The sequence below is a fragment of the Algoriphagus antarcticus genome, from assembly GCF_002150685.1.
Taxonomy (GTDB): Bacteria; Bacteroidota; Bacteroidia; order Cytophagales; family Cyclobacteriaceae; genus Algoriphagus; species Algoriphagus antarcticus.
On record NZ_MSSW01000076.1, the window covers coordinates 16806 to 33722 of the forward strand.

The window sequence follows — 16917 nt, forward strand, 5'->3', positions numbered from 1 at the left end:
GGATATCCCTTTAAAATAGTTGTTTTTTCAGTAACAAGATTAAGATAATCTGATAAGCAATAGAGTAAATCAGATCTGTTTGATGAACAAAATATGTAATGAAGCAGAGAGATGTTTTTGTTTTGCAACCCTTAGAGAAACTAAAACCAGAATTCATAATGGGGTGTAAGATATAGCTCTGAAAATAACAATCACTATGAACCAACAGTATGTTTTATCTACAATTGAACTTTCTGGTTTATCTCATTCTGTTACTAGGCAATTTTTTACTGCTTAGCACAGCATATATGTCAGGGAAAAATAGCCCTAAAAAACCAAATTGACCCCTGCCCGAAGACAGGCGTGGAGGAAGGAAGACCGAAGTGGCGCCTTTGCTAGTCCCGATGGCTATCGGGATCACCAAATCCTCTGTTGATTTTGGCTTTTACTGGTAGAAAAGTGGATATACAGTTTACATTAAATAAAATGGGACAAAAAATAATATTCTCTAAAACTTTCGGCATTCATGTTTCAGTTTTACTAGGCTGCTTTTTTGTGTCGGCATCATCGTGCAAAACAGTAGAGAGTGATACCGAAAAAGAGAATCTGCCAAAATTCGAATCGAACAGAGAAAATGGAATTCCATCCGTTTTTGAAGCCGGCAAAACTTCGTTTGAAAATTTTGACATTGCTGCGGGAAAAACGGAAGGAGAGCAAAACCAAAGAATGGCCAGTGATTCTGATTTTTATAAAATTATCCAGGGGGTAGCCTATTCCCTTCAGCATACACCAGATAAGGAACTGGAAGCATTCACAGACAGCCTTATTGACAGGATAGTTGCGGCACAACAGGATGATGGTTACCTTTTTACCTACTGGACAGCTATTAATCCGGATAAAAGATGGACAAATATTAACAAAGACCATGAGCTCTATTGCGTGGGTCATTTCTTTGAAGCTGCAATTGCCTACTACGAAGTAACAGGAAAAAGAAAATTACTGGATGCAGCTATAAAACTTGCCGATCATATTGGTTCCATTTTTGGCCCCGGTAAGCGGATTGATATTCGCGGTCATCAGGAAATAGAACTGGCTTTATACAAACTTTACCAAACAACGTGCGATATATCCCTTATTATTCTTGGGCAAATAGGGAGGAAGGCAACATGAAGGTTTGGGCATCATTCGAATAGCAAAAAAATAATCCCTCATTATGAAAATTAAAATGTTACCGATTTTGCAACGTGCTCCAGTAGCACAGAAAAGGAGAAAATTAATTGCACATAGAAGTTATAGAAAATGAAACTATCCCTAAAATTTATTTTATACATTTCTCTGGCTGCGGTTGGTGCGTTTTCCTGTAATCAGGCACAAGAGAAAAAGGTGCCGCCAAATATCGTTTTCATCTTTATTGATGATATGGGTTGGAAAGATGTAGGATATATGGGGTCAGAATATTACGAAACACCCAATATTGACCATCTGGCAAAAAACGGAATGATCTTTACACAAGCTTATGCAAATGCTGCAAACTGTGCTCCAACCCGCGCCTCTTTGCTTAGCGGGCAGTATTCACCAAGACATGGTGTTTTTACTGTTGCCAGATCAGACAGAGGGGATCCTGAAGACAGGCGATTGATTCCAATAGAAAACTCAAGAACTGTCCCTCTTGAGCATATTATGATCTCAGAAGCGTTAAAACCGGCAGGTTATCGGAGCGCTGCAATTGGAAAATGGAACGTTGGAAATTCACCAGAGGAACAAGGTTTTGATTTGGGGATACCTGGTTCAGGGTTTGAGGGTCACTTTAATAAAGAAGGAGAATATTTGGCTGATCATTTAACCGATAAGGCTGTAGAATTCATAAAAGAAAACAATCCTGAAAAAACAGGGAATCCATTTTTTCTTTACCTCGCGCATTACTCCGTTCATACGCCTATTCAAGCAAAAGATAGTTTAATAAATAAATATCAGGAAAAACAGGGGTCCCAGGATCACAATAATCCAACCTACGCTGCAATGATAGAAAGTGTCGATCATAGTGTGGCAGAAGTAAATGGCATACTTGAGGAATTGGGATTAAGTGAGAATACGTTGTTGGTTTTCTTTTCAGACAATGGTGGACATGGAACATATACTAGTCAGAAACCTTTGCGTGGAGGAAAGGGAATGTTTTATGAAGGAGGAATCCGGGAACCAATGTTTGCTTACTGGCCCGGCAAAATAAATCCGGGAACCGTCTGCGAAGAACCGGTTATGGGTACTGACTTTTACCCCACTTTCCTTGAGCTTGCCGGTGTAGAAAAACCAAAGGATTATGTGTTGGATGGGAAAAGCATTGTTTCATTGCTAAATGGAGAAGCGACAATAAATAGAAAGGCACTTTTTTGGCATTTCCCGGCCTACCTGGAATCTTACCAAGGAATGAAAGATGAGTCGCGAGATACAGTTTTCAGGTCCAGGCCTGTGAGCGTAATAAGGAAAGGAGATTGGAAGTTATTACAGTTTCACGAAGAGTGGGTACTCGATGGTGGTCGCCAGAATATCTCTGAAAATAACGCGGTTGAATTGTATAATCTTGCAGATGATATTAGTGAAACAAAGAACCTTGCCGCAGTTGAAACTGATAAACGTGATGAGTTGCTTGATGATCTTATAAAATGGCAGCAGGAAATTGAAGCGCCAATTTCCAGAGAAATGAATACAAAATATGATGGCGACGACAAAAAGAAATTAAAGTAACAAACAGTATTTTGAAACCGGACAGGTGGCCGTTTAACACAGTTTCCAGAGGGAGTCGAATTATATAATTTCCGCATAGATACAGGAGAAATAATGGGAGTTTCAGCTGATCCTCCTAAGATGGTTGAAACGTTAAATGGAATGGCCGGATAGCAAATCACTGCACTCGGCCAGTAGTGTAGATATGATGCAGTAGTGAGAAAAACCCTTCCCGTAGAAATTCCTGTCACAATTTTTAAATAAAAGGAAAAATTGAAATATGAATGATTTACAATTAATGGTAACAAAAGCAAATAGCGTCTGCTGGTCATTAATGCTGTTGGTTGCGTTTTCCTGCCAAGAACCATCCTTAAAAGTGCCGGATTGTGGATTGTGTTCGGAGACAGGGGCAGAATGGCTAGAAGATGAAAAGCCCCTGCCTGAGTACGATTCCCTTTTCTATGAGGCCAGACCAGCCCCCTTGTTTAGAAAGGAATTTACCGTGGAAGCCGAAATAGACAGTGCCATCCTATTTATCACTGCTGCAGGATATTATAAGGCTACCGTTAATGGAGACACCATTGGCAACAGTGTGCTGGATCCTGCCTGGACTGACTACAGCAAAAGAATATATTATTCCCGATATACCCTTACAGACAAAATTCAACAGGGAGCAAATTCTCTGGGTGTGACGCTAGGAAACGGATTTTATAATCCTTTGCCATTGAGAAAATGGGGAAGAAGAAATCCAAGAGAAGACCTTACCGTTGGCAAGCCTACTTTTATGGCTAGACTTGTGGTTTATTATCCAAACGGACGAACAGAAGAAGTAAAGACAGATGCATCTTGGAAGTACGAATATGGTCCTTTGGTGAAAAACAGCGTTTATATCGGAGCAGTTTATGACCAAAGAAAAGAATGGGAAGGATGGCAGCTGCCAGGCTTTAACGACGATTCTTGGCGGCCAGTTCAAGTTGGAAATGGCCCAGGAGGTGAACTTCAACCGACATTTTTTCCTCCTGTTAGAATCATGGAGGAAATCAATCCCATAGCCGTTTCCACACTTCACAATGGAAAACACATGGTGGACATGGGAGTCAATTTTACCGGAACTTATCGGATAAGACTTCCAGCTAATGAGGGAGATACCATCACCTTTAGGTTTGGTGAACGGGTGTATGAAAATGGAACCTTAAACCCTATGACGACTGTGGTAGGACAGATCAAGAAAGAGGGAGTTGGAGGACCTGGTGCCCCAGCCATTGCATGGCAAACGGATAGTTATATTTCAGGTAAAAAAGAGGCTTATTTCACGCCTGATTTTGTGTACCGAACTTATCGGTATATGGAGATTGATGGCTTAAAAGAGCAGCCTTCCTTGTCCGATATACAGGGCTTATTTATCTATTCAGACGTACCGAAAAAAAGTAGTTTTACCAGTTCAAATGCTTTGCTAAATGATATTCAGGGTGCTGTAAAAAGGACTTTCCTTTCTAATTTGGTAAGTGTTCAATCCGATTGTGCAGTCAGGGAGAAATTTGGCTATGGGGGTGATCTCAATGCCACCAGCGAGTCTTTTATCTACAATTTTGACATGCAGGATTTTTACCGTAAAACAGTTTATGACTGGGTGGATGCCATGAATGATTCGACTTTTGTGGATACAGCTCCTTTTTCAGGTATTCAATACTGTGGCATAAGTTGGGAATCAGCTTATATAATCACCCAGTATAACCTTTACCTTTATTACAATGATCTTGATATCGTTAAAGAGCTCTATGAATTGAATAAAAAGTGGATGGAGAAAGCGGCTCGAATTCATCCGGAAGGCTTGGTAGATGATGGACTTGCTGATCATGAATCCCTGGAGCCAGTTCCTGTGGAGTTAACGGGCACCGGCCACTACCTGCAATGTGCAAACATCATGTCAAAATTTGCATCGCTTATGGGAGATAGGGAGAATGAACAAAAATACACCTTGCTGGCCGCAAAGCTAAAATCCATACTTAAGGAAACCTTTTGGGACCATGCAGTGGATAGCCCTATAAATAGACAGACCCTTTTTTCTACCCTTTTGACTCATGAGGTGATCCCAGAAGCGGATATGGAAAGAGCCAAGGACTCCTTGTTACTGGCAGTAAAAAACGGACCCTCAGGTCATTTCAATACAGGGATTTTTGGCACCAAATATATCTTAGAAACACTATCGTCAACTGTCTCTCCTAATGAGGTATACAAGGTGGTTAATAGTAGCGCATATCCGGGCTGGGGCCATATGATTGATAGTGGAGCCACTACCCTCTGGGAAACTTGGAAAGAAAGTGACAATACTTTTACCAATTGCCACCCCATGTTTGGAACTGTTACGGAGTGGTTTTATAGATGGCTAGGTGGTATTCGCCCTGATCCTAGCAATCCTGGTTTTAAAGAATTCACACTAGCACCAAGGGTTCCAGTTGGACTGGATTATATTTCCTGTGTGTACGATTCTCCTTATGGTGAAATCGTTTCTAATTGGAAGAGGGGGGCTGATGAAAGTGTAAATTATGAAATGAAGATACCTAAAGGCAGTAGTGCCAATGTTTCTTTAACCATTGATCCTTCACAAAAATTGTCCATAAAGAAAAAAGGAGATGGTTTTAAACCTGAAAATATCAAGGGCTTGGAATCAGGCGAATTTAAATTAGGAGAAGGCGAATATTTTATAAGCATTTCAAACTGAAAGGTCCTTAGATAAACCTTTATGATAGTGAAGGGGCAGATATCAAAATAAGGAGAATACTAATACTAAGAAATAGTGCTTCTATCTATTTATAGGTGTTTACCAATTGCGAAAAGAAAATGAAATCAAGGATGTATAAAAAGTCGAAAATCAACATTTGCTTATTGCTGTTAGTCATTTTGGTAATTTTTGCTGGGTGTAATGCATCCGAAAAAAGTCAAACTGAATATTTCCCAACAAATGTTTTATTGATCACTGCAGATGACCTTAATTACAATTCGTTAGGTTGCTATGGAAATGATATAGAAAATATCACTCCTAATATTGACTTACTTGCGCAAAGGGGTATTCGTTTCAGTAATGCATTCGTCAATATTGCGGTATGTCAGCCATCCCGCCAATCCATTTTGACAGGCAGGTATCCTCATACCAACGGAGCACCTGGCTTTAACCCTATTGATGAAGCCGTCACTACCTTACAGGAGCAACTCAATAGCGCAGGATATCTGAATGGTATACTGGGAAAAGAAATACATCTTAAGCCCACCAAAAAGTTTTTTTGGGATTATTACATAAGGCAAGCAGATCTTGCTTCAGGTTTAGGAATAGGAAGAGATCCCGATTTATACTATTCATACGCCTTAGAATTTTTCAGAAAATCCAAAAAGGAAGGTAAACCTTTTTTTCTGATGGCGAATAGCCATGATCCTCATCGTCCTTTTGCCGACAGTGACCAGGAAAGAAAGAGTTGGGGGGAAGACCTTCCTGTTTTTACTAGAAAAATTACACCCGAAGAAGTAACTGTTCCTGCTTTTCTGCCTGACCTGCCAGAAGTCAGATTAGAGATTGCAGAGTACTATACCTCGGTGTACCGGCTGGATCAAACTGTAGGTGCGATCATGAGAGCACTTGATGATTCCGGACTTGGAGATAATACAATGGTGATGTTTTTAAGTGACAATGGGATGTCATTTCCTTTCGCCAAGTCAAATTGTTACCTAAATAGTAACAAGACTCCATGGATTGTAAGTTGGCCCGACCAAATTTCGGAAGGAAAGGTGGACAGTACCCATTTTATCTCAGGTATTGATTTCATGCCTACTATCCTTCATGCCCTTCATTTACCCGAAGTCCCTGCTATGGATGGTTCTTCTTTTCTTCCTTTGCTCCAAGGGAAATCCCAAAAAAACAGGACAAGCGTATTTACCGAATTCCACAGGACTTATGCCGGTACAGACTATTCCATGCGCTGCGTACAGGAAGGTGATTATGGGTATATCGTGAATTTTTGGAGTGATGGGGAACAGCAAATGCGAGGGGATGCTTCCAGCGGAAGGACTTATGCTGCAATGAAGAAAGCGGCTACTCTCGATGAAGATATTAACGAACGCCTGGACATGTATGTTTATCGAGTTCCCGAGGAGCTATATGATTTTAGTATGGATCCGGATGGACTAAACAACCTAATTAATGATCCAAATTATATGGAAATCACGAAGAGATTAAAGGGACTGCTTCTTCGGGAAATGAAGAAAACCCATGATTCACTGTCAGGTAACTTTGAGGAAAGGTTTTTAGAGGAATAAAATAATTTCTGACGGATTATGACCCAGTAGGATAGTAAGATGGTTTCGGTGATCAATTCCTAATTCTATTGCATAATGCGGGTTTAGCAATCTTATGTTTGGCTATCAGCAAAAATAACGGTTTCATGTCGTTTAAAAAGCAATGTTAAAATACCATGCCTTTTGGTTAAAATCGTGTAAGATTTAGCAGATACTTAGGCCTACATTTATCTTTCTCGAATAAGTCCATTAAGTCATAATAGGTTGGTTTGCAAAATATCAAAGGTGTATACAAGTGATTTCAGGTTCCTAAGCAGAGGAGTAGTTACTCAGCTTCTCGTAATATTGGTTCTCTTTTTATCACTAATAGCTTGCACGTCTTCGGAAGACAAATCAGTTACTTCTCTTTCAGAAGAAGAATTTCTCAACCCTTCTACAGAATATAGGCCGTTGGCTTTATGGACTTGGCTCAACGGATATGTGGATACCACGCAATTGGTGTACGAACTCGAGCAAATGAAAAGCAAGGGGATGAGGGGCGCCTTAATTTGGGATTTGGGAGCGCTAATGGATTCTAAAAAGCTTATTCCTGAAGGTTCTGCCATGTTAGGAGAGGAGTCCCTAAAATACTTTTCACAGGCCTTGATTACTGCTGAAGAATTGGATCTTGATCTCGGCTGGGTGGCGTCCAGCAGTTGGAATGCCGGTGGACCATGGGTGGCTGAGGAAGATGCTTCTAAGGAGGTGACAAGTTCTAGCCAACTCGTAAAAGGCCCGTCCAAGCAAAAAATTTTCATTTCACAACCGGAAAGTAAAAGGGAATCAGCTACTCAATTTACATTGGTAAGCACCATGGCAGTGCCCCACAGCGAGGAGAAAACCATTGATTACAGGAATGCTAAACTCATACCTCTGGATGAATTTATAAAAGAGGGCCAATATTTAGATTGGGCGGTGCCCAATGGTAGCTGGGATATCCTTTCCTTTTTTATAAGCAATACCGGCCAAAATTTGGTGGTTCCCAGCCCTAACTCCAGCGGATTAATTATCGACCACCTGAGCAAATCCGCCACAAAAAAATATTTCGATAGTATTTTCCAAAAGCTTGCACCCATTCAGACTTCCGATCGCCATTTAAAATTTTTCATGCTGGACAGCTATGAGGTCTGGCCTGCAACTGACTGGACTCCATCCTTTTTGGAAGCCTTCCGGTTGAAATATGAATACGATCCTTTGCCTTACCTTCCTTTGCTACAAGGGTATACCAGTCAAGATACACAATTGGCTGATCGGTTTTTGGGAGACTACCGCAGACTCGTGAGCGATATGATGATAGCAAATCACTTTGCGCAGTCTGTAGAAATTGCAGAAAAGCATAGTGTGGAAATGCTGGTGGAGGCCGGACATGGTGGTCATCCACGTGTAGATCCGTTGAAAGCTTTGGGCAACTCACATATTCCTATGGGGGAATTCTGGAACAGGCAACGGCACTGGGTAACCAAAGAAGCGGCAAGTGCCGCTCATATTTACGGGAAGAACGTAGTGGCAGCAGAATCGCTTACCGGTTGGAATCATTGGCAACACGGGCCAACTGACTTCAAGCAGCTTATTGATATTGCCTTCTGCGAGGGCCTGAATCAAATAGTCTTTCACACCTTTTCCCATAATCCGGCAATAGCTGGCAAACCCGGATTTGTGTATCACGCGGGTGAGCATATCAATGTCAATGCTACTTGGTGGGAAATGGCACGGCCTTTCATGGATTATATAGCAAGGAGCTCTTACCTATTGAGGCAGGGGAAATATGTGGCAGACGTCCTTTTGTATTATGGTGACGATGCCCCCAACCTGGTTCCGCCCAGACGAATGGATCCTAATTATACGCCGGACATGCCAGGTATATTTCCGTCCTATTTTTATGACGAAAGTATGTGTCCGCACTGCGGTATGCCAAAACCGATCAATCCCGGCAGTTTACCAGGGTTTCAATACGATTATATAAATGAAGATGTGATAACCACCACAATAGAAACTGAAAATGGTAACCTAGTACTGCCACACGGGCAATCATACAAAGTAATGGTGCTTCCTGACAGGGAGGATATATCTCTTGAGGTATTAAAGCGTCTTGAAAAATTGGTTTTCAATGGTGCAGTGGTTATCGGCAGGAGGCCTGAAAGAACTACCTCCTTGAAAAATTATCCTGATTCTGATGAGGAAGTGAAAACTATCGCTGACAAAATATGGGGTAATTGTGACGGTAAAAAGATAACGTCCAATAGGTACGGAAAGGGCATTATTTATTGGGGGAAATCCGTGCATGAGGTATTGGAAGAACTTGCTATTCACCAAGATTTCGAAGTGAAGAATATAGATAATCACGACCTGCATATTGACTACGTTCATCGGAAATCAGAAAATGAAGACATCTATTTCGTTTCAAACAGCAGCCAAAGGCAAGAAAATATAACAGGAGTTTTCAGAGTCGATGCAAACCTAAAACCAGAACTATGGGATGCTGAATCAGGCTTGATTCAACGAGATGTGAAATATTCTAAGGTGAATAATGGTTTGCAGATTGACCTGATTCTTGACCCCCTTGCTTCAAGGTTTATCATATTTCGAAAAAATACCACTGGAATAAATGATGTAGGCATGTATTACGATTTGCAATCTGGCTTTCAGGAAAAACAAAAGTCAGAAGAAGGCGAACATACAATTGATATTTCAACTCAATGGAATATCAGCTTCAAACCCGCTATGGGTGGGCCTAAGTCCGTGAAATTAGACAAGCTTGTTAGTTGGTCCGATTTGGAGGAAGAAGGAGCGAAGTATTATGCCGGTTCTGCAAATTACTCCCGAGATTTTACAGTAAATAAAGAATCATTATCTTCTGAAATTGAGGCATTCGTAACCTTTGATGACGTTCAGGAAATGGCGCAGGTGTATGTCAACGGGAATGATTGTGGCGTGGTGTGGTTACCGCCTTACACTACCCGAATTACCCCATACCTCAAGGAGGGGACAAACACCATCACTGTGAAGGTCATAAATACCTGGAATAACCGAATTGTGGGGGATTTAAGGGATGGGGATAAAAATCCTTATACTCAGACAAATGCCAAAATTAAATTTAATAAAGATTCCCCCTTATTACCATCCGGATTGATGGGGAAATCACAGATCCGATTCTTTAATAAATGAAAGGCCTATGAAAATCCGTACTTATTATAAAATTATAATTACCATTCTCGTTTATTTTGCTTTTGGTGGCGCTACCACAGCGCAAGAAAAAAAAGCCAATATCATTTATATTTTGGTTGATCAATGGCGAGCATCTGCCTTCGGCTTTGCAGGAGATCCCAATGCAAATACCCCCAATCTGGATAGGTTGGCTCAGGAAAGTATCAATTTCAAAAATGCAGTTTCAGTAATGCCGGTTTGCACTCCTTATCGTGCTGCTCTTATCACGGGAAAATATCCTACTACTACTGGCATGTTTTTGAATGATCTTCATCTTCCTTTAACCGAATATGGTTTGGGGGATGTGCTTGTGGACCGTGGATATACTACTGCCTATATTGGTAAATGGCATTTGGACGGCCATGGCAGGCATGCTTATATTCCTCCAAGCAGGCGTAGAGGGTTTATGTATTGGAAAGCAGCAGAATGCGACCATGATTATGACCAATCCCATTATTATACAGGCAACTCAGATGAAAAGCAATTTTGGGATGGCTACGATACCTATGCGCAAACTAAAGATGCGCAACAATACATTGCCGAACAGGTTGGAAAAGAAAAACCCTTCGCTTTGTTTATATCCTATGGTACACCTCATTTCCCTTATGATGCGGCACCTGAAGTTCTAAAACAAAATTATCCCCTTGCTGATATTATCCTTCCTGAAAATGTACCTGCCTCTATGGCAGATGAGGTGAGAAAAGAAGCTCAGGGTTATTATGCCCATTGCGAGGCTTTGGACAATAGTATTGGAGAATTGCTTGCCAGCCTGGATGAATTAGGAATCAGTGATAACACACTAATTGTATTTACCTCTGATCATGGGGAAATGCTAGGGGGGCACGGCGTAAGACCTAGGGCCAAACAGGTGCCGCTCGCTGAATCAGCCAGGGTGCCAATGCTACTTCGTTACCCTCCCTTACATGGAAAAACGGGAAGAGTCGTAGAAACACCTATCACCACACCGGATATTTTCCCTACCATCTTTGGCATGCTGGACCTTCCCATTCCAGCTACCTATGAAGGAGATGATCTCTCTCGTGTATTAACTGAAAACAAAGAAATTCAAGACCGTGCAGCGCTTTATATGCAGCTTGCTCCTTGGGAAGTAGGTTCGGAATATGGAAGAGAATACAGGGCCATCAAAACTTCCCAATATACGTACGTTCGCGCCCTGGATGGTCCTTGGCTATTGTTTGATGATACTAATGACCCTTTACAGATGAACAATCTCGTGGCAAATCCTGCCCATGAAGGATTAGTCACTGAATTGGATGAACATCTCTGGAAATTACTCATCAAGCTGGGAGATGATTTTAGACCTGCACAATGGTATATTGATAAGTGGAATCTAAAGCCAGGAGCACACGGCAGTATTCCCTATGACAAAGAAGGCAATCTGCCTTCACAATCTCCCCTCTTAACAAAGGGTTCTTCCTGAAAATTTTTTTTTAACCAAAAAAGTAGAACCGTTTGCCAAATTTATAGAATTGAAAAAAATGAAAAAATCCACGGATAAATTTCTACTAATAGTTTTTGTTTTAAGTTGGCTGTTAGTTTCCTTCCATGAAAAGGAAGTTGAACAACAGCCCAATATCCTTTTTATCATGACCGATGACCATACTCAGCAAGCACTACATGCGTATGGACATGGATTGCTGGATAGCGTTTATTTTCCCAATATGAACCGCCTGGCCAAAGAAGGAGCTCTTTTCAAAAACAGCTTTGTTACGAATTCCATTTGTGCCCCAAGCAGAGCAGTTTTGCTCACAGGTAAATACAGTCATATTAATGGGCAAGTAGATAATGTGGTACCATTTGACTGGGATCAGGCCAATTACCCAAAAATGTTGCAGGCTGCAGGCTATGAAACTGCACTAATTGGAAAGATTCATCTTGGGGGTAAACCACAAGGATATAACTTCTCGATGACCTTGCCTGGACAGGGAAGTTATTACAACCCCGAGTTCATCAAAAACGGAGATGAGAAACTGAGCTTTGAAGGCCACTGCGAAGCCTTAATCCCACAATTTGTTATGGATTGGCTGGAAAATGATTGGGATAGAAGTAAACCTTTTGCTATTAATTACCATACCAAGGCTCCTCACCGAGATTGGATGCCCGAGGAGAAATACCTGGATCTATATGAAGATCAAGAGTTTGAATTTCCTGCGAATTTCTTTGATGATTATGAGGGCAGAGGGACTGCAGCTCAAGAACAGGAAATGGAAATCATCAATGACATGTATTGGGGCTGGGATATGAAATTCGAATCAAACCCCTTTACTGGAGAGCCTAGCCGCTTGTCTGCACCTTTTGACCGCATGACTGAGGAGCAAATGGCAGCCTGGAATGCCGTATATGGTCCTGAAAACGAAAAATTCCTGAAAGAAAAACCTACTGGTGAAGCTCTTGCAAAGTTCATGTATCATCGGTACTTACGAGACTATTTGAAAGTAGTCAAATCGGTGGATGATGGTATAGGAGAGGTGCTGGATTACTTGGAGAGTCAAGGTCTACTGGATAATACCGTTGTGGTTTACACTTCTGACCAAGGCTTTTACCTGGGAGAACACGGTTGGTTCGACAAGCGATTTATGTACGAGCAATCCCTAAGCACACCGCTGCTGGTCAGGTATCCAAAGGAAATAAAGGCTGGAACAGTTGTGGAAGAAATGGTAATGAATCTAGACCATGCCCCTACGATTTTAGATTATGCGGGGATTTCGAAGCCTTTAGAAATGCAGGGAAATTCCTGGCGAAAACTTGTCGCTGGAGAATCCATTCCTTGGAGAGATGCTATTTATTACCACTATTATGAATATCCGGGCCCGCATTCGGTAAAACGACACTACGGTGTAAGAACAGATAGGTACAAGTTAATCCATTTCTACTACGATGTGGATGAATGGGAGCTGTACGATTTACAAAATGATCCGGATGAAATGAATAGTATTTATGGTAACCCTGAGTATGCTGAGGTACAAGAAATGCTATATCAAAAATTGGGAGAACTTCGCTTACAATATGGGGATTCGGATGAGTTGAACCAGCAGTTCATCAAACAATCAACTTCCAAAAATTAACATGATGGTATGACCTACCCAAAAATAACCTACATCTCTTTTCCTTCGATCGGATGGCTACTGATTTTCATATTATTTTCTCAATGGAGCATTCAAAACAAGGGAATTTTAGACGAGAAAATAGCAGATGAGAAAAAACCGAATATCATCTTTATTTTGACTGATGACCAGCGATGGGATGCATTAGGTTTTGCGGGAAACGATATCATTCATACCCCAAATATGGATATGTTGGCCAGTGAAGGATTGTATTTTGAAAATGCGTTTGTTACCACGCCTATCTGTGCAGCCAGCAGGGCTTCATTGTTCTCCGGATTGTATGAGCGGACACATGATTTTACTTTCGGCAAACCTCCCTTACAGGATAGCTACATGGCCAAAAGCTACCCGAACCTTCTGAAAAAGGAAGGTTACCGAACTGGATTTGTGGGAAAGTTTGGCGTGAAGGTAAGTGAAGGAATGGAAGATTCTCTTTTTCATCGAATGGACAAGACATTTTGGCCTTACTTAAAGGAAGTGGAGGGAAAAGAAGTCCACCTGGCGGATACCAATGGGGACCTGGCCATTGATTTTATCCGGTCATCTGGGGATCAGCCGTTTTGCCTCTCATTATCCTTTTGGTCACCCCATGCGGATGATGGAGCGGAGGAACAATACTTTTGGGCTGATTATACGGATCATTCATATCGGGATGTAGAAATTCCGGTACCGGACACGGCCGATCCTGCCTTCTATGACAGTATACCCGAATTTTTAAAAAACAGAATGACTAGGGAAAGGTGGCATTGGCGCTTTGATACGCCGGAAAAGCACCAGAAGATGGTGAAAGGGTACTACCGGATGATTAGCACTGTGGATAGCGTTTTGTCCAGAATCAGGGTTTCCCTGGAGGAAGAGGGGATTGCCGATAATACGGTCATCATTTTCATGGGGGATAACGGCTATTTTTTGGGAGAAAGGGGCTATGCTGGAAAATGGCTGTTATACGAGCCTTCCATTCGGGTTCCGTTGATTATATATGATCCCCGTCAGCCGGAAAATAAGCGAAAAAAGACCTATTCTCAGATAGTATCGAATGTGGATGTCACTCCTACCATTTTATCCCTGGCCGGTGTAAAAATCCCGGACAGTTATGCCGGAAGAAGTCTCACCGATTTTTATGAAGGGGCACCAGGGGATTGGCGTTCCGGAATCTTTCTTGAACATCGGCTGGAAAACAATGAAAAGCTGTTGAAAACAGAAGGCTATCGGGATGATGAGTATAAATTTATCCGGTATGATGACAGCGATTTGATAGAATTGTACCACCACAATACTGATTTTAATGAGGTTAATAACCTAGCTTTGGATACTAAGTATGTCGAAAAAGTAAAATATTATTCAGACAAGTGTGATTCCATTATTCATGACCTACTTCAACAGCGGGTGATGAATCAATGAAAGTTTAATTTAAGATTTAGTTTATTCTATTGTGATCGGGTGAAGAATAATAGGTTTACTGAAGATGTAGCTTAGGTAATTGTAAAATTTATTCATCTCGGTGAAGATTAAGATTTTCTCTCAGAAAATAGAAAACAGTTAGTAAATAAAAGAAATTTTGAAAGTATAGTCTTTCTGTTTTGAAATAATATAATAACCAAGTGGTGATAGTTTATAAAGTGAACGCTTATTTAAAAATTATATACAATGTTTAATTTGAGATTTAGTAAATTATTTTTACCCGTAATTATTTTGATAAGCGGAGGTGTTTCTGCACAACAAGTAACCGTTTTCGATGATTTGAAAGAATTTGGGGAAATTCCAAAAACTTGGAAAATGGTAGGAGGGGTAAATGCTGACTGGGAGCATAATGATTTTTTGTCAACAACTCGTGGAACGGGAATTTTGGTTAATCTGCCTAAGTCCAAAAACGGGCCGCATTTAATTTCAGGATTTGAACATGGGGATATGGAATTGGAATTGGATTTTATGGTTCCCAAAGGTTCCAATTCAGGAATTTATCTTCAAGGAAGATATGAGATCCAAATTTTCGACAGTTGGGGTAAAGTCAATCCGAATTCCGGCGATGCAGGAGGGATCTATCAGCGTTTTGATAAAGAAAAACGTCAGGGTTTTGAGGGGAAAGCTCCCAGAATGAACGTCAGTAAGGCTCCTGGCTTATGGCAACATGTCAGGATTGTCTTTGAAGCGCCTCAATTTAACGCTGAAGGAGTAAAAGTAAAAAACGCAAAATTCGTACAGGTCTTTCAAAATGGAATACTGATTCATGAGAATGTAGAAGTGACAGGTCCGACGACATCAGCAATGTTTGAGGATGAGAGTTCACTAGGCCCCATAGTTATTCAAGGAGATCATGGTCCAGTAGCTATCAGAAATATCAAATACAAATCATACTATAACCAAGTTCCTCAAATAAAGGACTTGAAATTTGACTACTACAAAGGGAAGTTCCAATCTGTGGAGGAGTTTCAGGGAAGTACCCCGAACCAGACAGGCCAATTGAATAAAGTGACTTGGGACTTAGGTCATGGAATTCTTGACTTTGCCTACGAGTATTCTGGGAATTTGGAAATTATAAAATCAGGTGATTATACCTTTTCATTGAGTGCTTTTGGTAAAACAAGCCTTTACATCAATGGCGAAAACGTAATAGAGGATCAATATCAATTACCTGGCGACGCCCCTAGAAGCAAGACATTACGGCTAGAGAAAGGGACTGTTCCATTCAAATTGGTGTTTTACAAAAATAATTATCCGGGAAGAAGACCACAACTTGGTTTTTTTATTGAAGGACCAGGCATCAAAAAAAGTCCTTTGCAGGATCCAAATTCTTACGTCGAATCCGTTATCCAGAAACCGTTTTATTTAGAACCTTCCAATGAACCCATAATTATAAGAGGGTTTTTCCAACATGAGGGTAATGTTAAGACGCATACAGTAAGTGTAGGAGAACCGTCTGGGTCAAGCTTTGTGTATGATCTTCAACAAGGTGCTCTTTTGAGTATTTGGAGGGGAGGATTTTTGGATACCTCACCCATGTGGCGGCAAAGGGGGGAATCGCAATTGATGATTCCAAATGGAGCCTTAATCGAATTGGCAAGTGGGCCTACCATTGCCAAACTTGATAATGAAAACAGCCCTTGGCCTGATTCTGTCAGCACTGATCTACTACACATACAAGGGTATTCCCTTAATCGGGCTAGAAGACCCACTTTCAAGTATACCCTTGAGCAAGTTGCCGTGGAAGATTACATTGAACCTGAGATGGATGGCAAAATTTTAACCCGGACAATTAGCTATATAAATCCTCAAAAAGCCACTGACTTATATGCAAGGATTATCTCTGCTGAGAAAATTGAGGATCTTGGGGAAGGAGTTTATTATATAAATCAAGGCCAATTTTATGTGAAAATAGCTGACTCTACTCTTTCAAATGTAGTGTTAAGAAGTACGACATTGGGCCAAGAATTGTTACTTCCAATTTCGACGGAAGAGGCTAAAAATGAAATTAAGTACAGCCTTATTTATTGAACGATAAGTGTAATTTACAACTAATTTACAAGACCAATTTATTGGAATTACGATTATGAAAACATCTAAA

The 16917-nt window shown here is 40.9% G+C and carries 9 protein-coding genes and 1 pseudogene; all 10 read left to right on the forward strand.

The features are described from left to right. Positions 1-465 precede the first annotated feature (465 nt). A pseudogene (locus BVH04_RS21480) lies at positions 466-1092 on the forward strand (beta-L-arabinofuranosidase domain-containing protein); the annotation flags it as partial. Between the two features lie 5 nt (positions 1093-1097). Continuing rightward, on the forward strand, positions 1098-1172 hold the full coding sequence (locus BVH04_RS26720; protein WP_394335240.1) for a hypothetical protein: 75 nt from the start codon (positions 1098-1100) through the stop codon (positions 1170-1172). Positions 1173-1278: 106 nt separating this feature from the next. Further along, a complete protein-coding gene (locus BVH04_RS21485) occupies positions 1279-2721 on the forward strand; it encodes a sulfatase (protein WP_086543516.1) in 1443 nt (480 codons plus the stop codon). 259 nt (positions 2722-2980) lie between these two features. Continuing rightward, the gene (locus BVH04_RS21490; RefSeq protein ID WP_240511013.1) at positions 2981-5422 is read left to right on the forward strand and encodes an alpha-L-rhamnosidase; all 2442 of its coding nucleotides are present in this window, start codon (positions 2981-2983) and stop codon (positions 5420-5422) included. Between the two features lie 119 nt (positions 5423-5541). Further along, a complete protein-coding gene (locus BVH04_RS21495; protein ID WP_086543517.1) occupies positions 5542-7008 on the forward strand; it encodes a sulfatase family protein in 1467 nt (488 codons plus the stop codon). A gap of 264 nt (positions 7009-7272) precedes the next feature. Then, a complete protein-coding gene (locus BVH04_RS21500; protein ID WP_140160638.1) occupies positions 7273-10191 on the forward strand; it encodes a glycosyl hydrolase in 2919 nt (972 codons plus the stop codon). A gap of 7 nt (positions 10192-10198) precedes the next feature. After that, positions 10199-11671, forward strand: a complete 1473-nt coding sequence (locus tag BVH04_RS21505; protein ID WP_086543519.1) for a sulfatase family protein — start codon at positions 10199-10201, stop codon at positions 11669-11671. Between the two features lie 58 nt (positions 11672-11729). Continuing rightward, on the forward strand, positions 11730-13316 hold the full coding sequence (locus BVH04_RS21510) for a sulfatase family protein (protein ID WP_086543520.1): 1587 nt from the start codon (positions 11730-11732) through the stop codon (positions 13314-13316). A gap of 9 nt (positions 13317-13325) precedes the next feature. Further along, positions 13326-14756, forward strand: a complete 1431-nt coding sequence (locus BVH04_RS21515) for a sulfatase family protein (RefSeq protein ID WP_086543521.1) — start codon at positions 13326-13328, stop codon at positions 14754-14756. Positions 14757-15002: 246 nt separating this feature from the next. Continuing rightward, positions 15003-16847, forward strand: coding sequence for a family 16 glycoside hydrolase (locus BVH04_RS21520; RefSeq protein WP_086543522.1), 1845 nt, complete (start codon positions 15003-15005; stop codon positions 16845-16847). Positions 16848-16917 lie beyond the last annotated feature (70 nt).

Excerpts from the sequence above, each read along its gene's own strand:
- BVH04_RS21485 (WP_086543516.1), top strand. The coding sequence starts at position 1,279 with ATGAAACTATCCCTAAAATTTATTTTATACATTTCTCTGGCTGCGGTT.
- BVH04_RS21490 (WP_240511013.1), top strand. The coding sequence starts at position 2,981 with ATGAATGATTTACAATTAATGGTAACAAAAGCAAATAGCGTCTGCTGG.
- BVH04_RS21495 (WP_086543517.1), top strand. The coding sequence starts at position 5,542 with ATGAAATCAAGGATGTATAAAAAGTCGAAAATCAACATTTGCTTATTG.
- BVH04_RS21505 (WP_086543519.1), top strand. The coding sequence starts at position 10,199 with ATGAAAATCCGTACTTATTATAAAATTATAATTACCATTCTCGTTTAT.
- BVH04_RS21510 (WP_086543520.1), top strand. The coding sequence starts at position 11,730 with ATGAAAAAATCCACGGATAAATTTCTACTAATAGTTTTTGTTTTAAGT.
- BVH04_RS21515 (WP_086543521.1), top strand. The coding sequence starts at position 13,326 with ATGACCTACCCAAAAATAACCTACATCTCTTTTCCTTCGATCGGATGG.
- BVH04_RS21520 (WP_086543522.1), top strand. The coding sequence starts at position 15,003 with ATGTTTAATTTGAGATTTAGTAAATTATTTTTACCCGTAATTATTTTG.